The 21,971-nt window shown below is 74.2% G+C and carries 17 protein-coding genes; 10 read left to right on the forward strand and 7 right to left on the reverse strand.

Annotation, left to right across the window (positions count from 1 at the left end; translation table 11 throughout):
* Nucleotides 1-17 precede the first annotated feature (17 nt).
* The 4 genes from Q5530_RS00465 (at nt 18) to Q5530_RS00480 (ending at nt 3,698) form a co-directional block, all read left to right on the forward strand.
* Nucleotides 18-407 (forward strand): nuclear transport factor 2 family protein, encoded by a 390-nt coding sequence (locus Q5530_RS00465; RefSeq protein WP_415359899.1) that lies wholly within the window; start codon nt 18-20, stop codon nt 405-407.
* A gap of 34 nt (nt 408-441) precedes the next feature.
* Nucleotides 442-1,509: a branched-chain amino acid aminotransferase gene (locus Q5530_RS00470; protein WP_415359901.1), complete on the forward strand. Its 1,068-nt coding sequence runs from the start codon at nt 442-444 to the stop codon at nt 1,507-1,509.
* A 141-nt stretch (nt 1,510-1,650) separates the two neighbouring features.
* Nucleotides 1,651-1,806 carry a hypothetical protein gene (locus Q5530_RS00475; protein ID WP_380639868.1) on the forward strand — a complete coding sequence of 52 codons (156 nt, stop codon included), beginning with the start codon at nt 1,651-1,653 and terminating at the stop codon, nt 1,804-1,806.
* A gap of 167 nt (nt 1,807-1,973) precedes the next feature.
* A complete protein-coding gene (locus Q5530_RS00480; protein WP_415359902.1) occupies nt 1,974-3,698 on the forward strand; it encodes an alpha/beta fold hydrolase in 1,725 nt (574 codons plus the stop codon).
* 51 nt (nt 3,699-3,749) lie between these two features.
* Here the strand turns inward: Q5530_RS00480 and Q5530_RS00485 are convergent, their stop codons facing one another.
* Both Q5530_RS00485 and Q5530_RS00490 read right to left on the reverse strand, forming a co-directional pair.
* Entirely contained in the window at nt 3,750-5,408 is a 1,659-nt protein-coding gene (locus tag Q5530_RS00485) for a family 43 glycosylhydrolase (RefSeq protein WP_415359903.1), read from the reverse strand.
* Nucleotides 5,409-5,666: 258 nt separating this feature from the next.
* A complete protein-coding gene (locus tag Q5530_RS00490) occupies nt 5,667-6,980 on the reverse strand; it encodes a glycoside hydrolase family 6 protein (RefSeq protein WP_415359905.1) in 1,314 nt (437 codons plus the stop codon).
* Nucleotides 6,981-7,400: 420 nt separating this feature from the next.
* Here Q5530_RS00490 and Q5530_RS00495 point away from each other — a divergent pair, with 420 nt between their 5' ends.
* Entirely contained in the window at nt 7,401-8,210 is an 810-nt protein-coding gene (locus Q5530_RS00495; RefSeq protein ID WP_415359907.1) for a glycoside hydrolase family protein, read from the forward strand.
* 17 nt (nt 8,211-8,227) lie between these two features.
* The gene (locus Q5530_RS00500; RefSeq protein WP_415359909.1) at nt 8,228-8,968 is read left to right on the forward strand and encodes a thaumatin family protein; all 741 of its coding nucleotides are present in this window, start codon (nt 8,228-8,230) and stop codon (nt 8,966-8,968) included.
* Between the two features lie 48 nt (nt 8,969-9,016).
* On the opposite strand, the gene Q5530_RS00505 is transcribed toward Q5530_RS00500, so the two are convergent.
* The 5 genes from Q5530_RS00505 to Q5530_RS00525 form a co-directional block, all read right to left on the reverse strand.
* Nucleotides 9,017-11,503, reverse strand: coding sequence for a VIT domain-containing protein (locus tag Q5530_RS00505; RefSeq protein WP_415359911.1), 2,487 nt, complete (start codon nt 11,501-11,503; stop codon nt 9,017-9,019).
* Nucleotides 11,500-12,123, reverse strand: coding sequence for a MerR family transcriptional regulator (locus Q5530_RS00510; RefSeq protein WP_415359913.1), 624 nt, complete (start codon nt 12,121-12,123; stop codon nt 11,500-11,502). The genes Q5530_RS00505 and Q5530_RS00510 overlap by 4 nt, the downstream gene beginning before the upstream one ends.
* Nucleotides 12,124-12,186: 63 nt before the next feature.
* Nucleotides 12,187-12,858: a hypothetical protein gene (locus Q5530_RS00515; protein WP_415359914.1), complete on the reverse strand. Its 672-nt coding sequence runs from the start codon at nt 12,856-12,858 to the stop codon at nt 12,187-12,189.
* Nucleotides 12,859-12,931: 73 nt separating this feature from the next.
* On the reverse strand, nt 12,932-13,915 hold the full coding sequence (locus tag Q5530_RS00520; RefSeq protein ID WP_415359916.1) for a LacI family DNA-binding transcriptional regulator: 984 nt from the start codon (nt 13,913-13,915) through the stop codon (nt 12,932-12,934).
* Nucleotides 13,916-13,961: 46 nt separating this feature from the next.
* Complete coding sequence (locus Q5530_RS00525) at nt 13,962-15,167, reverse strand: helix-turn-helix domain-containing protein (RefSeq protein WP_415359917.1); 1,206 nt, start codon at nt 15,165-15,167, stop codon at nt 13,962-13,964.
* Between the two features lie 180 nt (nt 15,168-15,347).
* On the opposite strand from Q5530_RS00525, the gene Q5530_RS00530 reads away from it, so the two are divergent.
* The 4 genes from Q5530_RS00530 (at nt 15,348) to nrfD (ending at nt 21,891) form a co-directional block, all read left to right on the forward strand.
* Entirely contained in the window at nt 15,348-16,526 is a 1,179-nt protein-coding gene (locus Q5530_RS00530) for an MFS transporter (protein WP_415359919.1), read from the forward strand.
* A 114-nt stretch (nt 16,527-16,640) separates the two neighbouring features.
* Nucleotides 16,641-19,919 (forward strand): formate dehydrogenase, encoded by a 3,279-nt coding sequence (gene fdh / locus Q5530_RS00535; RefSeq protein ID WP_415359920.1) that lies wholly within the window; start codon nt 16,641-16,643, stop codon nt 19,917-19,919.
* Entirely contained in the window at nt 19,916-20,818 is a 903-nt protein-coding gene (locus Q5530_RS00540) for a 4Fe-4S dicluster domain-containing protein (protein WP_415359921.1), read from the forward strand. Before fdh ends, Q5530_RS00540 begins: the two co-directional genes overlap by 4 nt.
* Nucleotides 20,818-21,891, forward strand: a complete 1,074-nt coding sequence (gene nrfD / locus Q5530_RS00545) for an NrfD/PsrC family molybdoenzyme membrane anchor subunit (protein ID WP_415359922.1) — start codon at nt 20,818-20,820, stop codon at nt 21,889-21,891. The genes Q5530_RS00540 and nrfD overlap by 1 nt, the downstream gene beginning before the upstream one ends.
* The last annotated feature ends 80 nt before the right edge of the window (nt 21,892-21,971 follow it).

Below are 21,971 nucleotides of genomic sequence, written 5' to 3' on the forward strand. Positions count from 1 at the left end.
CACCCCGGAGGAACCCCGTGACCACCGCCCTGACCGCCACGACCACCCCGGCCACCACCACCGCCCTGGTGCACGAGTTCTACCGGCGCATCGACGCCGGCGACGTGCCCGCCCTCGTCGCGCTGTTCACCGAGGACGCCGTCTACCACCGCCCCGGCTACCCGCCGCTGGTCGGGCGGCACGAGGTGGCCCACTTCTACACCCACGAGCGGGTCATCAAGGAGAGCACGCACCGGGTCGAGTCGGTGGTGCGCGAGGGCGACCGGGTCGCGGTGCGCGGCACGTTCGAGGGCGTGCTGCGCGACGGCACCCCGGCGGGCTGGCGCTACGCCGAGTTCTTCACCCTCGCCGCCGACGACGACCGCTTCAGCGAGCGCGAGACCTTCTTCTCCACCCCCCTGGCCTGATCCCCCTTCCCTTCTGCCGCAAGAGGAGCCCGTCATGACCTCCGTCCTGAACAAGCCCGCCGCCGCGCCCGCCGTCAAGTCCCCCGGCCACGGCGACGCGTTCACCAGCCACATGTACAGCCTGCGCTACTCCCCCGACCTGGGCTGGCACGACGGCGGCCTCCAGCCGCTGGCGGACCTCTCGCTGCACCCGGCGACGCTCGGCCTGCACTACGGCCAGGTGATCTTCGAGGGCATGAAGGCGTTCCGGCAGCAGGACGGCTCGGTCGCGGTGTTCCGGCCGTGGGAGAACGCCCGCCGCTTCAACCGCTCGGCCGCCCGCCTGGCGATGCCCGACCTGCCCGAGCACCTGTACGTCGCGGGCGTGGACGCGGTGGTCGCCGCCGACCAGGGCGAGCTGTCCGACGACCCCGACCACAGCCTGTACCTGCGCCCGCTGATGTTCGGCACGGACGCCAACCTCATGCTGCGACCGTCCGAGGAGTACCGGTTCCTGGTGATGGCGTTCGTGGCGGGCGGCTTCTTCGGCGACGTGGTGCGCCCGGTGTCGGTGCTGGTGTCGCGCGACCAGGCCAGGGCCATGCCCGGCGGCACGGGCGACGTGAAGTGCGCGGCGAACTACGGGCCGTCGTTCGTGGCGCAGCGCCGGGCGCAGCAGGCCGGGTGCCAGCAGGTGGTGTGGCTGGACGCCGCCGAGCGCCGCTGGGTCGAGGAGATGGGCGGCATGAACCTGTTCTTCGTGCGCGGCAGCGGTCCGGGCGCGGAGGTGTTCACCACCCCGCTGACCGGCACCCTGCTGCCCGGCGTGACCCGCGACTCGCTGCTGCGCGTGGCGGCCCGCCTGGGCTACCGGGTGGCGGAGCGCCCGGTGTCCGTGGACGGGTGGCGGGCCGAGTGCGAGGCCGGGGAGATCACCGAGGTGTTCGCCTGCGGCACGGCGGCGGTGGTGACGCCGGTCGGGCAGGTCAAGGACGTCGAGGGCGACTTCACCGTGGGCGACGGCGAGATGGGCCCGGTGACCCGCAGCCTGCGCACGGCGCTGGTCGACCTCCAGCACGGTCGGGTGCCGGACGTGGACGGGTGGCTGCACCAGGTGCGCTGAGGTCCGGGCGACGCGGGCCGGGGGTCCCCACCCCGGCCCGCCCTCCACCGCGCGATCGCCCAACGGCAACCGAGGTGTCCGGAGCGCTCCGATCGGGTAACCGGTGCCCAACACGGACCTCGACGAGATCGGGAGCGCACCATGCCTTGGGTCAGCCGGCACCGCCGTCGCCTGCCGCACAGCTTCTTCCGCACCACCACGGTGCAGAGCCACCACCGCCGACGTCCCGGCAGCGTGCCGATCGTGCCGATCGCCATCGTCGCGGGGATCATGCTGCTGCTCATCCTGATCTTCTGAGGATCTTCGAGGCCCGCCGGTGGGGCGGGGGCCGGGGCGGTGACACCTCGTCGCGCCTCGGCCAAAAGGACCAGGGAAAGACGGCTACTCCCGTCGGCCGGCCGTGGTGACGGCCGGGGCGGTGCGGACAGCATGGCTGTGCCCACACCGCCGACCGAAGAGGTGCCGTGCCCAGGTCCACCACCACCGCCGCGTCCGCGCTGACCGCGGCAGCCCTCGTGCTCGGCGGGATCACCCCGATCACCGCCACCGCCGAGGCCGGGAACCCGTTCGCCGACCACGAGCGTCAACAGCTGTCCTGGGGACCGTGCGCGTTCCCGCCCGGTGAGGACGTCCGACCGGCCGAGTGCGCCCTGGTCACCGTCCCCCGGGACTGGGCCGCCCCGGGTGCCGGGCCGGACCTGGCGGTCTCGATCAGCAGGGTGGTCGCGACCGGGGAACGCGGTGGCGCGGTCCTGGTCAACCCGGGTGGCCCCGGCGGTCAGGGCACCTCGCTGGCCGGGGTGCTCGCCGCGCTGCGGCCCGCGCTCAACGAGCGCTACGACATCATCGGGATGGACCCCCGGGGCACCGGGCAGGAGGGCGGCACCGCCCCCGAGCAGCGGGGCCTCGTCTGCTCCGTCCCGACCGGACGCCTGTCCACGCGCACCGACCTCGACGCGCGCGACCGCTCCGCGGACAGCGTCACCGAGCACCTGAAGGCTCCCCGCGCCATCGCGGAGGCGTGCCAGGGCCAGGCCCTCACGCCCTACATCACCACGTGGCAGACCGCGCACGACGTGGAACTGGTGCGGCGGCTGCTCGGCGAGTCCTCGCTGAACTACCTCGGGTACTCCTACGGCACGTGGTTGGGCGCGAAGTACGCCTCGCTGTTCCCCGACGCCGCAGGCAAGGTGGTGCTGGACTCCAGCGTCGACTGGCAGGGCCGGTTGCAGGCCGCCTTCGAAGCCTTCCCCGCCATCAACCAGCGCCACGTCGACCAGGTGTTCCTGCCCTGGGCGAGCCGGCAGTTCCCGGACCTGCTGGGCGGGTCCGGGGCCGAGGCGAAGCGGGTGTGGGAGCGGGTCCGCGCCTTCTACGACGCCCGGGGGCTGCTCGCGCCCGACACCTACGACGCGGTGTTCGTCGGCATGGGCAGCGAGATCAGGTGGGCGCTCGCCGCGCTCCTGCTGGTGCTCGGCGCCGCCGAGCTGGAGGGCACCGCGCCCGGGATCGCGAACCCCCGGCTGCGGGAGCGGCTCGACGCCGCGTCGCTGGCCCGGTTCGGCGTGCCGGTGGCCGGGCTGACCGCGGCGACCGCCGCCGCGGCGACGCGGGCCGAGGACTACACCGCGGTCGGCGGCACCCGGTTCGCCGTGGCGTGCGGTGACCAGCCGACCAGGTCGGCCTCGTGGTACCGGCGGTTGAGCGACCGCCAGGGACCGCGGTACCCGCTGTTCGGCTGGGCCTACGGCCTGTCCGAGCCGTGCGGCCACTGGTCCGACGCCCCGCGCCAAACGCTGCCCACGCTGCCCGCGTCGGTCTCCGGGCGGGTCCTGGTCGTGCAGGCCGAGTTCGACCCGCAGACCGGGTACGAGCAGGCGAGGTCGGCCCTGCGGGCGGCGCCCGGGGTCACCGCGGTCCTGGTCGACGACTCGCCGTTCCACGGCCAGTACGCGCTGGGCGGCAACCCCTGCGTGGACGGCGTGGTCGAGGTGTTCCTGCTGGCGAACTCGCGGCCGGGCGACATCGTCTGCCCCGGCGTCCCGCTGCCGGGCGAGGACGAGGTGCACCCCGTCGCCGGACCGGTGGGCCGGGGAACGGCGGCCGCGACGGCGCAGCAGCAGGCCGAGCCGCCGTCGCGGTTGCGGGAACTGGCCCGGGAGCGGATCGCGGCGCTGAACTCCCCGTGACGGGGCGCGGCCCGCTCCCGGTCGATCCCCGGGAGCGGGCCGCGCCACCGGTCAGCGGCGGCCCGACACCGGGATCGTGACCCGCACGGGCGCGCTGTGGCGCGGTCCGGTGTTGGCCACGTCGCGGTAGCCGCCGTCGGCCAGTCGCCGCTGGTAGGTCAGGGTGAGCCGGGCGGCCCGGTGGCCGGTGGTGGTGACGGTGACCTGGTCGCCCCGCACGACGACGGTCCCCGCGTCGGCCGGTCGCAGCACCGCGTGGACGCGGTTCTGCGGGTTCGCCAGGTCAAACTCGCCGCCGCGCGCACTCGTCACGCGCACCGTCGTGGTCGCCGAGCCGCCGGCGCGCGGGCGCAGCACCCGCTCGTCGGCCCGCATCCCCAGCGGTCCGACCCCCGACGGCAGCGGTTCGTCCGATGTGGACGCGTCGATGGACAGCTCCGCGCCGAGGTGCAGGCGTGAGGTGTACAGCGCGCGGGACGACGTGGTGGACGGCCGCCCGTGGTGGACGTAGTAGAGCTGCTCGCCGTCCGGTGAGCCGATGATGCTGCCGTGCCCGGTCGAGTAGAGGCCCTGGGCGGGGTCCTGGGACAGCACCGGGTTGGCGGGGCTCTTGCGCCACGGTCCGAGCGGCCCGGTGGCCGTCGCGTAGCCGACGCCGTAGAACTCGTTCTCGTAGTTGTTGGCCGAGTAGGTCAGGTGGTAGCGGGGGTTGCCCCGCGCGTCGAGGGTCCGGATCGTGGTCGAGCCCTCGGCCCAGCGGCGGTCCTTCTTCTGCCCGCCCGACTTGGCGTAGTCGTGGACGTGCGCGTTCTCCCACCCCTGCTTGTCGGAGCCGTAGGCCAGCACGGGGACGTAGCCGTCCTTGCGGACGTTCGGCGGGTCCTCCGGCGCGCGGTTGCTGTCGCGGTACGCGGGCGCGATGGCGGGCATGGTCCGGCCGGTGGGGTCGCGCCACCAGTCGCCGGTCAGCTCGACGGCGTAGATGTTGGACTCCTCGACGTACTTGCCGAGGTCGGTGTCCCACACCCAGTTCCGGTAGGCGTTGCGGGAGAAGTAGAGGTAGATCCGGCCGTCGGCGTCGAAGAAGACGTTGGGGTCGATGTAGGGGATGTAGGTGCCGAGCGGCGCGGTGCGGCCCTCCTCCTGCGTGGCGGGTGGCTTCTTCTGCTCGGCGTCCATGATCAGGTTGACGTCGTGGTAGGCCGGGTCGTACGGGTAGTAGTCCAGCGGCGCCTCCGCGATGTCGCGGAACGGCCCGGCCGGCGAGCGCGACACCGCGACGCCCACCTTGCACGGCTCCTCGAAGTCCGCGTACCGGAAGTGCTCGGCCACGCCGCGGTTCATCCGGCCCGCGTAGAACAGGAAGTACAGGCCGGTGTCGGGGTTGTGGTAGACCTCGGGCGCCCAGAACCAGTCGTGCGCCCAGTCCCCGTCCTGCCCGGCGACCAGCGCGCCGCCGGGGAGCTGCTCCCAGGTGGCGAGGTCGGGCGAGCGGTAGACGGCGAAGTGGTGGCCGGGGTCCGCGCCCTCCGTGGAGTAGGCGTAGTAGTGGCCGCTGGGGCGGTCGAAGAGCACGAACGGGTCGGCGCCGGGGGTGGCGGCGTCGTTGTGGTAGGTCGCGTCGGTCGTCCGGGCCGGGTGGGCCGCGGCCGGGGCGGGCAGGAGGGACAGGGCCGCGAACGCGGCGACGAGCAGGGTGGTGCGTCGCATACCCGCCATCCTGCCGCCGACCGGGGCGCACGGCACCGCGGACCGGCGCTCCTTACCCGGACGGATTGCCTCCGGGCACCGCCGCGCCGCTGCACTGCCCACGCCACCGCCACCGCACCGGGCAGCTCGCCGCCGGGCCGGGCAGGCCCGCCGCACCCGACCACCCGCCGGTCAAGCCCCCGGCACACGTGCCCGAGGGCCCTCGCGACGCTGCGAGGGCCCTCGGGGACGCGCCCACGACCTGGGCGCGACCGGTCGTCAGAGGCGCGGGTAGGCGTTCGCCACCAGCTGCCGGAACTGGGCGGAGAACCAGTGCCCCGAGAGCGGGGCGTCGGCCAGCGAGCCCGGCCGGTTGTTGCCGTTGCGGGCGTTCCCGGTGTAGGTCGGGTCGCACATCCGGTCGAAGCCCTTGCCCTCGTCGTTCGGGATCTCCCGGCTCGCGCCGTCGGACTCGCCCGGCGGCTTGGCCCACACGTAGGCGTCGACACCGCTCGCCGGGTTCGCGCGCGGGCGTTCGCCGATGCCCGCCCCGGACTGGTTGCACCAGTTGCCCAGGTGGATGCGCCGGTCGTACCGGCCGCCGTCCACGTAGGCGTCGACGCTGGTGGTCGGGCCCTTGGCGGTCGGGCGCTGGGAGCCGCCCCACCCGTTGCGCGAGGTGTCGACCAGCATCCCGATGTTCGACGGGAAACCGGCGCTGATCAACTGCGTGCGGAACGCCTGGACGAACGACAACTCGTCCGTGTACCGGTTCCAGTCGATCCACTTCGACTGGCGCACCGAGGTGCCGTTCACGGTGTCGTTGATGGTGAAGTGGTCCTCTTTGAGAACACCGTAGTTGGCGGTGTTCGAGATGAACCCGGTGACGTTGTTGACCGTGCTGCCCGAGGCGCGGGCGGCCTGGGCGAACAGCGTCGCGGCGGCGCTGAAGTTGTCGTCCCACCCGAGCCAGCCGTGGTGGGCGGCGTCGATGTAGTTGTAGACGTTGCCGATCGCGCCGAGCTTGGCCAGCGCGTAGCCGACGCCGTTGACGTAGTTGCCGTTGGCCAGCATCCGGTCGCACATGGGCGTGGCGGTCGGCCGGCTGCCGACGTTGGTCACCAGGTTGGGCAGCGAGTCGATCTCGATGATCGTCACGATCCGCAGGTTGGCGTACTTCGACTCGCCCATGATCGCGGCGATCCGGTCGATGTACTCCGTCTTGTACCGGGGCAGGTCGTCCGGGCCGAGCTCGCCGTTGGACGCCAGCGCCGCGCAGTCGCGACCCGGCAGGTTGTAGATGACGAACTGGACCACCATCTGCCGCCCGGCGGCCTGGCTCAGCGCGTTGTCCAGGTGCGCGCGCAGGCCGCGGGCGCCCGACGTGCCGTTGATGGCGGCGATCCGGTCCATCCAGACGAAGGTCGGCTGGTTCGCGATGGCGGACCCGCCGTCGGCGCGGGCCTTGGCCGACCAGTCCGGGTTGACGTACACCGAGGCGCCGGCGTACGGGTTGTCGACCCGTGCCGCGGCACTGACGTCCGCGGTGGCGGGACCCGCGCCGAGCACCATCGCCGAGGCGAGGGCGACCACCGCCGCCAACGTGGTCCCACGACGGGATCCCCGTTTCCAGGATTGCTGTGAAGATGACTTCACCGGCATCTCCGATTCCTGTTGGAACACTGTGGCGGCGGGTTATGGGAACGCTCCCAGTAAATGGACCGTAGCAGAGGCCGCGCAACTCGTGAAGAGTCTTCCGAAGCGCCGGACAACAACAGATCATGAAAGCCGGACACATCGTCGGAACAAAAAATTTCCCGTGATACAGAATTCGACTCGAATTCGCGGTCGAACACCAACCCGTCCCGGAAAATGCGAGCGGTGCGCATGATCCCGCTCCCGGCCGGTTGACAGCGGTCCAGACCACCGGCCACCCTGGTGGAAGCGCTCTCACGTCCGTCGCCGCGCACGTGGTTCCCGTTCGACCATGCCGATCATGGAGGAACAAGGCGCATGCGAGGCCCACGACCACTGCTCGCCCTCGCCCTGGCGGCGCTCACCGCCCTCGGCGTGCTCACCACCCCCGCCGCGGCCGTCGCGACGAAGAAGGGCGTGAGCGTCAACAACCACCCCGGCGTCTCCGCCGCGCTCGTCGACGTGCGGGCCGGCTGGTACTACACCTGGGCGTCCGACACGCAGGGCGTCACGACACCGCCCGGCGTCGAGTTCGTGCCGATGATCTGGGGCGCGGGCGCGGTCGACGACGCCCAGCTCAACCGGGCCCGGTCCCTGGGCACGACCCTGCTCGGCTTCAACGAACCCGACATGGCCGGCCAGGCGAACATGTCGGTCGAGCAGGCGCTGGCCCTCTGGCCGCGCCTCCAGGCCACCGGCATGAGGCTCGGCGCGCCCGCCGTCGCGTTCGGCGGCGACCGCGCGGGCGGCTGGCTCGACCGGTTCATGAGCGGGGCCGCCGCGCGCGGCTACCGCGTCGACTTCATCCCGCTGCACTGGTACGGCAGTGATTTCTCGGCCGCCGCCACCGGGCACCTCCAGAGCTACGTCCAGGCGGTCTACAACCGCTACCGCAAACCGATCTGGCTCACCGAGTACGGCCTGATCGACTTCACCGGCCCGCGGCCGGTGTACCCGGACCAGGCCCGGCAGTCCGACTTCGTCCGCCGCTCCAGCGCCATGCTCAACGGCCTGTCCTACGTGGAGCGGTTCGCGTGGTTCTCGCTGTCCACGCGCACCAGCCCGACCGGCCTCTACGACGGCACCACGCCCAACGCCACCGGCGTGGCCTACCGGTCCGTCGCCTGACCCGTCCCGGAGGAGCGATGCGCAAGTTCCTGTGCGCGGTGGTCACCGCGATCGCCGCCCTCGCCGTGGTCGCGCCGCCCGTCACCGCCGCGGCCGACCACACCGTCACCTTCGTCAACCGGTCCGGCCGCGCGGTGTGGATCGGCAGCACGGTCAACGCCGACGGCTCGCGCGCCCTGACCGGCCTGCCCACCCTGGCCCACGGCCGGTCGGCCACCATCACCATCCCCGAGTCGGGCACGCCGAACCACTGGCGCGGCAAGTTCTTCGCCCGCCAGGACTGCACCGGCACGTCCGGCAGCACGTTCCGCTGCCGGGTCGGCGACTGCGGCCCCCTGTCGGACCGCTGCACCACCGGCGAGCGGCCCGCGAGCCTGGCCGAGTTCAACTTCGACCGCGAGGACTGGCTGGCGCCCTGGTACAACGTCAGCTACGTCAACGCCTTCTCGCTGCCGATCACGATCGAGGCCCGGGACGGGGTGACGCCACCCGGCTCCACCGAGTGCACCGCCGTGGGCTGCCCGGAGGACCTGCTCCCGTACTGCCCGCCGGAGAACCTGACCCGGTGGGCCGACGGCAGGCCGATGCTGTGCACCAACCCGAACCGCGACGCCAGGACCGCCTACAGCAACGCCCTGTCCTCCCGCTGCCCCAAGGCGTACGCGTGGTCCCGGCACGACACCGAACCGGGCAACCAGGTCGTCCGGCAGTGCCGCCAGTGCACCGGTTTCACCGTCACGTTCCACCCGGTGGCCTGATCCGGTCGAACGGCGGGCCGGCACGCCCGGCCCGCCGTTCCCCGGGGGTCACCGCTTCCAGAACGGCTTGCGCCGACGCGGCTCGACCAGCGGCTCCAGGGTCGTGATCGCCAGTCGCAGCCTGCGCTCGACCTCCGCCGGGTCGGTGGTCGGGACCGCCAGCGCGGCGGCCAGCCCGGTCAGCGTTCCGGTCAGCTCGGCGGGCGCGCCGGCCGCCTCCCACGCGGGCAGGTGGCGGGTGATCGCCTCGTGCAGGCGGCGCAGCAGGGTCGCGTGCGCGCGCGGGTCGTCCGCGCCGCGCAGCCGCGCCAGCACGTCGATGAGGAACTCGGCCACGTTCGGGGCGGGCTCCGGCGGCGCGACCGGCGACGGCGGCGCGACGGGCTTCGGCACGGCGGACGGCCGCGTGGCAGGCGAGGGCGCAGCAGGCACCGGCCCGGCAGGCAAGGGCCCGGCAGGCGAGGGCAGGGCGGGCACCGGCGCGTCGGACACCGGCCCGGCAGGCACCGGCGCACCGGGCCTCGGCAGGTCCGGCATCCCCCCGGGCCGCCCCGTGCGCTTGCGGAGCACTCCCCCCGCCGGCGGCCCGGACATCAGGGCGGGCGCGGCGGCGAAGGAGGCGGGCATCCCGGCCGCCGCGCCGTAACCACCACCCACCGACATGTCCGGCGTAGCCCAGCCGTCGGGCAGCTCGACCGGCTGCGTGACCCGCCGCACCCGCCCGCCCTCGTTCACCACGCGCTCGTCCACCGCCACGAACGCGGTGAACCGGGACAGCACGCCGAAGCGCAGCGACGTCTCCACGATCCGCCGCTCCAGCTCGCCGGGGTCCCCCGCGCCCACGACGTACCGGTCCTCCAGGTCGCGCACCCGCGCCCTGGCCCACAGCGCGGTCAACCCGGCGTTGTCGCTGGTCACGGCGTCCACCCGCTGCCGCCAGCCGCCCGAGCCGGTGACCTCGACCCCGCCGGTCGGCCCACCCGCGTACCGCCCGGTGACCACCACCGGCGCGCCGGGGAACAGGTCGGGCAGCGGCGAGGGCGCCAGCGACGCCACGTCCACGGCCAGGCCGGCGGGTCGCACGTCCAGGCCGGTCAGCACGGGCGCGCCGATGCGGTGGTGGATCTGCCGCATGGCCTCGTCCAGCCGGTCCTCGGACTCGACCAGCTCGCAACGGCCCGTGGAGCCGGCGAGCCGTTGCAGGAACGCCGCGTTCACCGCCCGGTCGATGCCCACGGTGTGCACGCGCACGCCCGCCGGCCCGGTCGCGACCTGGCGCAGCAACCGGTCCTCGTCGCCCACCTGCCCGTCGGTCACCAGCACCAGCACGCGTTCCCGCCCGGTCTCCCCGCCGAGCAGCTCGGCCGCCCGGCGCAGCGGGGCGAGCATCTCGGTGCCGCCCCGCGCCTCCAGGCCCGCCAGGAACTCCACCGCGCGGTAGCGGTTGCGGTCGGTCGCCTCGGCGAGCCCGTCGGGCAGCGTCGAGGGGCTGTCCAGGTGGTTGTCGAACGCCAGCACGGCGAACCGGTCGCGCGCGCCGAGCGAGTCGACCACGCGGCTGGCTGCCCGGCGCGCCGCGACGACCTTCCAGCCGTGCATCGAGCCCGACCGGTCCAGCACGAGCACCACGTCCCGGCCCCGCTCGCGCCCGGCGCCCTCCGGCGGCAGCACGGTCAGCGCGAACGTGCCGCCGGTCCCGTCCTCGTCCGGGCGCACCGCCAGCGACGTGCGGACCGCGCCCGCGTCGGCGAAGCGCAGGCGCAGCAGGAAGTCCCGGTCCACCCGCGCGCCCGGCTCGACCGTGATCCGGTAGCCGGTGGCGGTCTCCTCGGTGACGGTCGCGTGCAGGCTGGCCGACGGCTCGGCGGGCGGCAGGCCGGCCGGGTCCACGTCCACCACCAGGGAGAGGCGGACCGGGTTCGGGAAGCCGGGCAGCAGCACCGGCGGGCTGATCCGGGAGGCGTCCGGCACCGCGTCGGTGTCCCGGGCGACGCCGTCGCCGACCTGGCCGCCGGGCAGCGGCGCGCCGGGGACGTAGCGGGGCGCCACGACCAGCGGGAGGCGGTACTCGGCGGTGTCGTCCTCGTAGGCGAGGACACCGGCCAGGGTGAGCCGCACGGTGACCCGCTCACCGGGGACGACGTTGCCGACGCGCGTGGTGAACACGCCGGGCCGCTCCTCCTCGGCGATGGCGGCGCGCTTGCCGTCGGACAGGGCCCGGTCGTAGTCGGCCCTGGCCTGGCCCCGCTCCTTGAGCACGCCCTCGACCACGCGGCCGTCGGCCTCCACGCGCAGCGCGGTCACCGCCGCGCGGGCGGGCAGCGGGAAGACGTAGGTCGCCTCCAGCGGCTCGTCGTGCGGGTTGTGGAAGGTCTGGGTGATGGTGGTGCGCGAGGCGAGGCCGGTGACGGTGGCGTGCACGTCCAGGGCCTCCAGCGGGAGGTTGCCGCGCTCGGTGCGCAGGCAGCCCAGGCCGTCGTCCTCGGTGGGCCGGTGGTCCCCGGTGGTCTCGACGACTCCGATACGGGTGGTCATCCGTTGTCCTCTCCAGTGGTCGGGGCCAGACCCGTGCGGGTGAGCAGGTCGAGCAGGGGTGCCGCGGCGGCGTGGATCGCGGCGAGGTCGGCGGCGTCGGGGGCGCGGTCGGCGGTGTGGAGCACGAGGGTGACGCCGTCCGCGAGGCGAAGGGCGGGGACGACGGCGGGTGGGGTGGCGGTCGCGGTGGCGGGTTCGACGTCGGGCGGCGCTTCGGGCCGTTCGCGCCAGAACGCCGCGCTGCGGGCCGGTTCCGCCGCAGCCCCGGGCCGCCCGTTGGTCCCGGCAGACCCCGGCGACCCGGCCGCCCCCGCCAGCTCCGCCAACCGCGCGTCGGACGCGCCGACCGTCATCCCCTGGATCTCCGCGATCGTGTGCCCGGCCGCCTGGAGCTTCTTGACCGCCACGACCTGGAGCAGCTGACGCCGCCCGTACAGCGCGGTGCGCCCCCGGTGCGCCACCGGCCGGTCCACCAGCCCGATGGTGGTGTACCAGCGGATGGCACGACCGTTGGGCAGCTCCCGCACCCGGCCGCTGCGCTGGCCGTCGTAGTTGTCGGCCAGCAGCGCGGCGACCCGGTCCGGGAGCTGCTCGATCGTCCACAGCTCCTCGTCGCTCACGGGCACGATGCTGCCCCATCCATCTGACACTGTCAAGATGACAGTGTCAGATGGAGCCGGTGCTCACCGGAGGGCGGCGGGGTCCTCCCCCGGCTCGGCGAAGTCGCGGCGCAGGTACCTGGCCCACCCCTCCAGGTAGTGGGCGCCCCGCGCCTCGGTGCGGCTGTGCCGCTCGACCCAGGTCGCGAGTTCCGCCAGGCCGCGGCGCAGGAGGGGCTCGTTCTCGTCACGCGTGATCGCCCGGTCCCACCACAGGGCGTGGACGCCGATCAGCTCGTGCAGGAACGGGAGGTCGACGATGCCGGCGACCCGCGCCGCGTTGACCCGGTCGAAGTGCCGCAGCACCACGTTGGCGTCCCGGATCGGCCTGCCCTGCGCCGGGTCGGCGTAGGCGGCGAACTCCCCGTCGGTGCGCAGCCGGTCCAGCGAGACCGGTCGGACCTTCCCCTCCTCCCGGGTCGCCTGGAGGCGCAGGAGCAGGCGGACCCGGGCGGCCTGCACGTCACCCGTGGTCAGCTCGGCGTGCAGGGCCAGCGCCCGGTCGACCCTGCGGTTCCGGGTGTCGGACAGGAGCGTGCCGGCGCCGAAGACCAGCGCGACGGTGACGCCCAGCGCCTGCACGCCGGTGGCCAGCGCCTGGTACTGGTCCGCGTTCAGGAACCAGATCGGCACGACGAGCAGGACGGCGGTGGCGCCGACGAGGGCGATCGCCGCCCACAAGAGGTTGCGCTGCATGGTTCTCGCTTCCGGACGGGGGCTCGGGAGCGTCGAGTATCGGGGATCGCCCGCTCCGCCGGGTCCGGAACGCTCAGGCGCTGTCGCGCAGCACCAGCGTCGACGGGTACAGCCGCTCGGGGACGCCCCGGTACCGGTCCAGCACCGCCACGGCGGCCCCGGCGGCGATCTCCTCCACCGGGTTGGTGCTGGTGGTCAGGCGGCTCGGGGACGCCACCGCGAGGTCGTCGAAGCCCGCCACCGCCACGTCGCCGGGCACGTCCACCCCCGCCCGCCGCAACGCGCCCAGCGCGCCCAACGCGCTCAGGTCGCCCAGGGCGTAGACCGCGTCGGTGTCCGGCCAGCGGGCCAGCACCTCCAGCGCCGCGACCTCGCCCCGGGCCGCGGTGAAGTCGCCCGGCACCACCCTGGCCGGGCAGCCCGCCCCACCCACCAGCCGCTCGTACGCGTCGACCGCCCGCCGGACGCACGGCAGCCACGCCGCCCCGGTGACCATCGCGATCCGCCGCCGACCGGAGGACAGCAGGTGCGCCACCACGCTCGCGGTGCCGCCGCCGTTGTCGACGTCGAACGCCGGGACCTCGCGCGTGCCGACGCCGATGGCCGCGACCCGACCACGCGCCGCCCTCGGCACGGCGGCCAGCAGTTCCGGCGTCGGGTTGACCACCACGATGCCGCCGACGCCCCGGTCCTCGCCCAACCGCGCCAGCGCGCCGGGGTCGTGCAGCGGCAGCCAGTGCAGCGACACGCCGGCCTCGTGCGCCCCGGCCACCCTCGCCGCGGCCGCGACCACGCGTGCGACGTAGGGATCGGCCAGCACGTGCGCGCTCCGACCGCCGACGCCGACCGCGACCCGCGGCCCGCCCCTGGTGGCCAGGGCGCGGGCGGCGGCGTTGGGCACGTAGCCGAGTTCCCGCGCGGCCGAGGCGACCCGCGCCCGCACGGCGGCGGAGGCCGGACCGCGACCGCTCAGGGCGCGCGACGCCGTCGCCGGGGACACGCCGGCGGCACGCGCCACGTCCGCCAGCTTCGCGCCGCGCCACGCCTCCCGGGCCACCGGACCAGTGTGACACCCGTGTGAGAGCGCTTCCAGGCTTGGTGCGTCAGACCTTGACGCCCGCCCAGCGGGCGAATCCGGCCAGGGAGTCGGTGGCGCGCCGGTCGGCGGCGGCGATGGCGTGCAGGGTTTCGCGGACGGCCGGGTGGTACCGGGTCTGCTGGGGTGAGACGGCACGGGCGGTGTACAGCGATCGGAGGGCCTTCTCCCGGTCACCGTGCAGGACCCAGGCCCGCGCCACGTCGATGTGGTGGTGGCCGATCCTGGTCGACTCGTCGGGGTCACCCACCGGCAGGTGCACCTTCTCGGCGCGGGTGACCGCCTTCGTGCCGTCCGACATCTCCACCGGCACCGCGACGGAGTGGATCTCCACGTTGGCGCGGTTGGCGCGAAGGCCGAAGTAGGGGGCCACCGGTACGCCCCGGGAGACGACGTCACGCGCCTCGTCGATGTGGGAGTCCGCATCCTGCGCGTTGCCCCGGCGCGCCTCGAAGATGGCCTGGCGCAGGTGGAGCTGGGCGACGACGGCCAGTCCTTTGGGCGTGCCCTGTTCCCCGGCCAGCGCCAGGGCGCGGTCGACGCTGCGCATCCCGAGGTCGTAGTCACCCCGGTGGAGCTGCAAGGTCGACCGGTAGAACTGCGCGACCGCGACCCGCAGCGGATCGCCGGACTGCCGCGCCGAGTGGATCATCCGATCACGCGCCAGCGCGGTCAGGTCCAGGTAGCCGAACCGGTAGGTGATCCCCGCTATCAGGCTGTAAGCGTCGTCGAGGAGGGCGTGCGCCTCCAGGATCGCGGCACTGTCCGAAGCCTCGGCCAGGTTCGCGTACAGGTGCTGGAGCAGCAGCGGCAGGCGCTCCGCCACGGTGGAGTACCTGCTCCTGCGGCTCAGCGCCTCGCCCTCGTCGAGCGCCGCGCGCAACCGCACCGCGTCCCACACCGGTCCGTCCAGCTGGGGGTCGTCGTAGCGGTCGAGGGCCCGGCGCAGCTCGGGAATCCCGGCGAAGTCCTGCCTGGTGTCGACCGTCAGCTCCTCGTAGGGCTGCCCCGTCAACACCGTCACCTCCACCCCGAACGCCTTTGCGCAGGCGGCGGTGAACGACGGTGACGCCGGTGCGTGCCCCGCCTCCACCTTCTTCACCAGGCTCATGCTCACGTGCGCCGCCGTGGCGAGCTGGTGCTGCTTGAGCCCCAGCAACTTCCGCAACGCGGCGACCCTCTGCCCGACCCCGCCGGCGGCGCCCTCGTCCACGGTCCAACTCCTCACGTCCGCTGCCGTCCCCAGCGTGGCAGCCCCGCCCCGCCGGACCCAGTGCCCGATCGGGTCTTGAACCCGTTTTGACCCTCCAGCCCCCACCACCCCGAGGAACCACCGCTTGCGGTGGAAGCGCTTCCAGGCGTGGAGTTCCCCTCGACCCCGGGAGGAGCACCCATGTCCGTCAGCACCCCGACCGCTCCCCCGCGCCCCCTCGTGGTGGGCGTGGGCGTCACGTTCGGGCTCAACGGCCTCGCCGTGGCCACGTGGTTCGCCCGCGTGCCCGCCGCCCGGGACTCCCTGGGCCTCGGCGCGGGCGCCCTGGGCCTGGTGCTGCTCGCCCTGTCGGCGGGCTCCACGCTGGCGATGGTCACCGCCGGCGCGGTCACCCACCGCCTCGGCACCCGGCGGACCGTCCGGCTCTCGACCGGGGTGGTCGCCCTCGGCCTGGTGGTCGCGGGCACGGCCGTCGGCGCGCTGCCGTCGGTCGCGGGCGCCTCGGTCGGCCTGTTCGCCCTCGGGTACGGGACGGGCACCTGCAACGTGGCGATGAACGTGGAGGCGGCCGAGGTCGAGCGGCTGCTGGGGCGGGCGGTGATGCCGCGCTTCCACGGCCTGTGGAGCCTGGGCACGGTCGCCGCGGCGGGGCTGGCCGCGCTCGCCGCGTGGGTGGCGCTGCCCGTGACCGCGCACCTGGTGGGCGTGGCGGCGGTGGTGCTGGTCGGCACCGCGGTCGCGGCCCGCCCCTTCCGCTCCCGGGACGGCCGGGCGGGCGGCAGCGGCGTCCTGGCGGCCTGGCGGGAGCCGCGCACGCTGCTGATCGGGCTGCTGGTGATGGTGCTGGCGCTCACCGAGGGCACCGCGAACGACTGGCTGGCCGTGGCGTTCGTGGACGGGCACGCGTTCGGCCCGGCGGCGGGCGCGGCGGTGTTCGGGGTGTTCGTGACCACGATGACGCTGGGCCGAGTGCTCGGCACCACCGCCCTGGACCGCTGGGGACGGGTGCCGGTGGTGCTGGGCGGGATGCTGCTCGCGGTGGTCGGGGTGGTGGTGGCCGTGCTCGGGGGTCCGGCGGTGGCGGTGGCCGGGGTCGCGCTGTGGGGCCTGGGCACGTCGCTGGGCTTCCCGGTGGGCGTGAGCGCCGCCGCCGACGACCCGGCGCGCGCGGCGGCGCGGGTGAGCGTGGTGGCGCTCATCGGCTACACCGCGTTCCTCGCGGGCCCGCCGGTCGTGGGGCTGCTCGGCGACCAGGTGGGGGTGCTGCGGGCCCTGCTGGTCGTGCCGCTGCTGCTGGTACCGGCGCTGGCCCTGGTGCCGGTGCTGCGGCCGGCGGGGGCGGTGAAGCGAGGGAGGTGAAGCGGGCGGCGGTGAAGCCGGGGCGGTGAAGCGGGCGGCGGTGAAGCCGGTCCGCCGAGGTGCGGCCCCCGCGCGGAGGTGCCAGCATGGTTGCCGTAGGCATCGGAGGTGGGCGTGGGACCGAGGCGGTGGCTGTCCTCCTGGCCGGTGTTCCGGCAGCTCACCGGCCCCGACCCGCTGGGCCGGGGCAAGGCCGCGCAGTCCGACCGCTCGGCCGACCTGCGCGCCCGAACCGCCGACGCCGACCACGTCGCCAAGTCCGTCTGCCCCTACTGCGCGGTGGGCTGCGGGCAGCGCGTCTACGTGGCCGACGGCGAGGTGTTCCAGATCGAGGGCGACCCGGACAGCCCGATCTCGCGCGGCCGCCTGTGTCCCAAGGGCTCGGCCAGCACCCAGCTCGTGACCGGGCCGCAGCGCGCCCGCAAGGTCCTCTACCGCCCGCCCTACGGCACCGAGTGGCAGGAGCTGGCCCTCGACCGGGCCGTGGAGATGGTGGTCGACCGGGTCCTGGACGCCCGCGACCGCGGCTGGCAGGACGTGGACGAGAACGGCGACCGCGTCCGCCGCACGCTCGGGTTCGCGAGCCTCGGCGGCGCGACCCTGGACAACGAAGAGAACTACCTGATCAAGAAGCTGTTCACCGCGCTCGGCGCCCTCCAGATCGAGAACCAGGCGCGTATTTGACACTCCGCCACGGTTCCCGGTCTGGGAGCCTCCTTCGGTCGCGGCGGCGCGACGGACTACCAGCAGGACCTGATCAACTCCGACGTCATCGTCATCATGGGCTCCAACATGGCCGAGGCCCACCCGGTGGGCTTCCAGTGGGTGATGGAGGCCAAGGAGCGCGGTGCGAAGGTCCTGCACATCGACCCGCGGTTCACCCGCACCAGCGCGCACGCGGACGTCCACGTGCCGCTGCGCGCGGGCAGCGACATCGCGTTCCTCGGCGGGGTGATCAACCACGTCCTGACCAACGGCCTGGACTTCCGCGAGTACCTGGTGCCCTACACCAACGCCTCCTTCCTGGTGAGCGAGGACTTCCGGGACACCGAGGACCTGGACGGGCTGTTCAGCGGCTACGACGAGGCAACCGCCTCCTACGACCCGACCTCGTGGCAGTACGAGACGGTGGACCGCGAGGAGTCCGCCGAGCAGCACGACGGGCCCTCGGGCGACAAGGAGCGGTCCACGCCCTACCAGCACGGCAGCGGCGGGCCGAAGGTCGAGGGCGGCAGCGACCCCATCGCCGCCGATCCGACCCTCCAGCACCCCAGGTGCGTCTACCAGGTGCTCAAGCGGCACTTCAGCCGCTACACCCCGGAGGTCGTGGCGCGCGTCTGCGGCGTGTCCGAGGAGCTGTTCCGCGCGGTCTGCGAGCTGTGGACGGCCAACTCCGGCCGCGAGCGCACCGGCGCGCTGGTCTACAGCGTCGGCTGGACCCAGCACAGCACGGGCGCCCAGTGCATCCGCGCGGGCGCGATCATCCAGCTGCTGCTGGGCAACATCGGCCGGCCCGGCGGCGGTGTGTTCGCGCTGCGCGGCCACGCGAGCATCCAGGGCTCCACCGACATCCCGACGCTGTTCAACCTGCTGCCCGGCTACCTGCCGATGCCGACGCCCGAGCACACCGACCTGACCACCTACGTGGAGGACATCCGCGCCGACCACCAGAAGGGCTTCTGGCGCAACGCCGACACCTACGCCGTCTCGCTGCTCAAGGAGTACTGGGGCGACAAGGCGACCGCCGAGAACGACTACTGCTTCGACTACCTGCCGCGCATCACCGGCGACCACGGCACGTACCGCACGGTCATGGACATGGTCGACGGCAAGGTCTCCGGCTACTTCCTGCTCGGCCAGAACCCGGCGGTGGGCTCCGCGCACGGCCGGCTCCAGCGCCTGGGCATGGCCAACCTCGACTGGCTCGTGGTCCGCGACCTGACCATGATCGAGTCGGCGAGCTTCTGGAAGGACTCCCCCGAGGTCGAGACCGGCGAGATCGCGCCGGAGCGGTGCCGCACCGAGGTGTTCTTCTTCCCCGCCGCCTCGCACGTGGAGAAGGAGGGCACGTTCACCCAGACCCAGCGGATGCTCCAGTGGCGCGAGAAGGCCGTGGAGCCGAAGGACGACCAGCGCTCCGAGCTGTGGTTCTTCTACCACCTGGGCCGGCTGCTCAAGGAGCGGCTGGCGGGCTCCACCGACGAGCGCGACCGGCCGCTGCTGGACCTGTGGTGGGACTACGAGGTGGTCGGCGACGAGCCGCAGGCCGACGACGTGCTGCGCCGCATCAACGGCGTCGACCTGACCACCGGCCGCCCCGTGGACGGCTACACCGAGCTGCGGGCCGACGGCACCACCGCCGCCGGCTGCTGGATCTACAGCGGCGTCTACGCCGACGGCGTCAACCAGGCCGCCCGCCGCAAACCGGGGCAGGAGCAGGACCTCTACGCCCCCGAGTGGGGCTGGGCGTGGCCGATGAACCGCCGCGTGCTCTACAACCGCGCCTCCGCCGACCCGCGGGGGCGGCCGTGGAGCGAGCGCAAGGCGCTGGTCTGGTGGGACGCCGAGCGCGGCGAGTGGACCGGCCACGACGTGCCGGACTTCGAGCGCGCCAAGCCGCCGGACCACGTGCCGCCGCCGGACGCGGTCGGCCCGGACGCGCTGCGCGGCGACGACCCGTTCATCATGCAGGCCGACGGCAAGGGCTGGCTGTTCGCGCCCAGCGGCCTGGCCGACGGCCCGATGCCGACGCACTACGAGCCGCACGAGTCGCCGCTGCGCAACGCGGTCTACCCGCAGCAGGGCAACCCGACGCGCAAGGTCTACGGGCGGCCGGACAACCCCTCGAACCCGGCACCGCCCGAGCCGCACGGCGAGGTGTTCCCGTACGTGCTGACCACGGCCCGGCTCACCGAGCACCACACCGCGGGCGGCATGAGCCGGACCCTGCCGCACCTGGCCGAGCTGCAACCGGAGCTGTTCGTGGAGGTGTCGCCGGACCTGGCCCGGGAGCGCGGGTTGGAGCACCTGGGCTGGGCGCACGTGGTCACCAGCCGCGCGGCCGTGGAGGCGCGCGTGGTGGTCACCGAGCGGATGCGGTCCCTGCCGGTGCACGACCGCCTGGTGCACCAGGTGTGGCTGCCCTACCACTGGGGCGCCACGGGGCTGGTGACCGGCGACTCGCCGAACGACCTGTTCGGCGTCGTGGTCGACCCGAACGTGTTCATCCAGGAGTCCAAGGTGGCGACCTGCGACGTGCGGCCGGGCCGCCGCCCGCGCGGGCCCGCGCTGCTGGAGTACCTGGAGGGCTACCGGCGGCGGGCCGGGATCACCGCCGAGACCGGCACGCACGTCCACACCACCGGTCCGGCGCACACCGAGGAGGACTCGTGACCGAGAACCGGCTGTCCGGGCCGCTGCCCGACGTGGCGGGCGAGGCCGGGTACGACGCCGACCACCCGCCGCGCGTGGGGTTCTTCACCGACACCTCGGTGTGCATCGGGTGCAAGGCGTGCGAGGTGGCGTGCAAGGAGTGGAACCACGTGCCGGAGGCGGGCTTCGACCTGCTGGGCATGTCCTTCGACAACACCGGGCACCTCAACGCGAACGCGTGGCGGCACGTGGCGTTCGTGGAGCAGCAGCGGCCCGCGCCCGAGCCGGCGGCGCAGGACCTGGGGATGCCGTCGTTCGACCGGCCCGGCACCGGGACCGGGCCGGAGGCGCGCACCGACTTCCGGTGGCTGATGGCCTCGGACGTGTGCAAGCACTGCACGCACGCGGGCTGCCTGGACGTGTGCCCGACCGGGGCGCTGTTCCGCACCGAGTTCGGCACGGTCGTGGTGCAGCAGGACATCTGCAACGGGTGCGGCTACTGCGTGTCCGGCTGCCCCTACGGGGTGATCCAGCGCCGCGAGGGCGACGGGCGGGCGCAGAAGTGCACGCTGTGCTACGACCGGCTGCGCGTGGGCGAGGAACCCGCCTGCGCCAAGGCGTGCCCGACGGACTCCATCCAGTTCGGCGAGCTGGACGAGCTGCGCGAGCGGGCCGCGGCGCGGGTCGAGCGGCTGCGGGAGCGCGGCGAGGTCGGGGCCCGGCTGTACGGGGCGGACCCCGAGGACGGCGTGGGCGGCAACGGCGCGTTCTTCCTGCTGCTGGACGAGCCGGAGGTGTACGGGCTGCCGCCGGACCCGGTGGTGCCGACCCGCGACCTGCCCGCGATGTGGAAGCGGGCCGGGCTGGCGGCGGCGGCGTTCGCCGCGGCGGCGGTCGTGGCGTTCGCGGGAGGGCGTTGATGGCGCGCGGTGGCGGTCGCGGTGGTGGCGGTGGCGGTCGGCGTGACGGGTCTGTGGTGCCCGAGGCGGAGTTCCGCTCCTACTACGGCCGGCCGGTGCTCCAGGAGCCCGCGTGGGAGTGGCCGGTGCCGGCCTACCTGTTCGCGGGCGGGGTGTCGGCGGGCTCGACGCTGCTCGCGGTGGGCGCGGACCTCACCGGGCGGCCCGCGCTGCGGCGGGCCGGGCGGCTGGGCGCGCTGGTGTCGCTGGGCGCCGGGATGGTGTTCCTGGTGATGGACCTGGGGCGGCCGGAGCGCTTCCTGCACATGCTGCGGGTCGCCAAGCCGACCTCGCCGATGAGCGTGGGCACGTGGTTCCTGGTCGCCTACGGCCCCGGCGTGGGCGCCGCCGCGGTGGCCGAGGTGCTGCCCGCGCGGTGGCGGCTGGGCCGGCTGCTGCGGTGGGCGGCCCGACCGGCGGGGATGTCGTCGGCGGCGCTCGCGCCCGCCGTGGCCTCCTACACCGCCGTGCTGCTGTCGCAGACGGCCGTGCCCGCGTGGCACGAGGCGCACCCGCACCTGCCGTTCGTGTTCACCGGGTCGGCGGCGGCCGCGTCCGGCGGGCTGGGCATGGTGTGCGCGCCGGTGGCGCAGGCCGGTCCGGCGCGGGTGTTCGCCGTGCTCGGCGGGGCCGCGGAGCTGGTGGCGTCCCGGGTCATGGAGTCGCGGTTGGGGCTGGTGCGCGAGGCGTACGAGTCGGGGCGGCCGGGGCGGCTGCGGCGGTGGTCGGAGCTGCTGACCGCCGGTGGTGTGCTGGGTGCGGCGCTGGGCGGGCGGCGGAGCCGGGCGGTGGCCGTGGTGTCCGGGTTGGCGTTGATGGCGGGTAGCGCGTTGCAGCGGTTCGGGGTGTTCGAGGCCGGGGTGGCGTCCACGCGGGACCCGAAGTACGTGGTGGTGCCGCAGCGGGAGCGGGCGGCGCGGCGGGACGCGGACCTGGTGCGGGAGGCCGTGGGGCAGGGCGGGAGCGGGCGGGACGAGGCGCAGGACGGGGCACAGGACGAGGTCGGGCAGGGTGGGGCGGACCGGCGGGTGTGATCGGCAGGCATGGCTAGCGGGCGGGGCCGGCGGGGCGGCAGGCGTGATCGGCGGAGATGGCCTTCAGCGCGCCGATCTCC

It is taken from the genome of Saccharothrix sp. BKS2 (assembly GCF_047689505.1).
GTDB lineage: Bacteria > Actinomycetota > Actinomycetes > Mycobacteriales > Pseudonocardiaceae > Actinosynnema > Actinosynnema lopnurensis.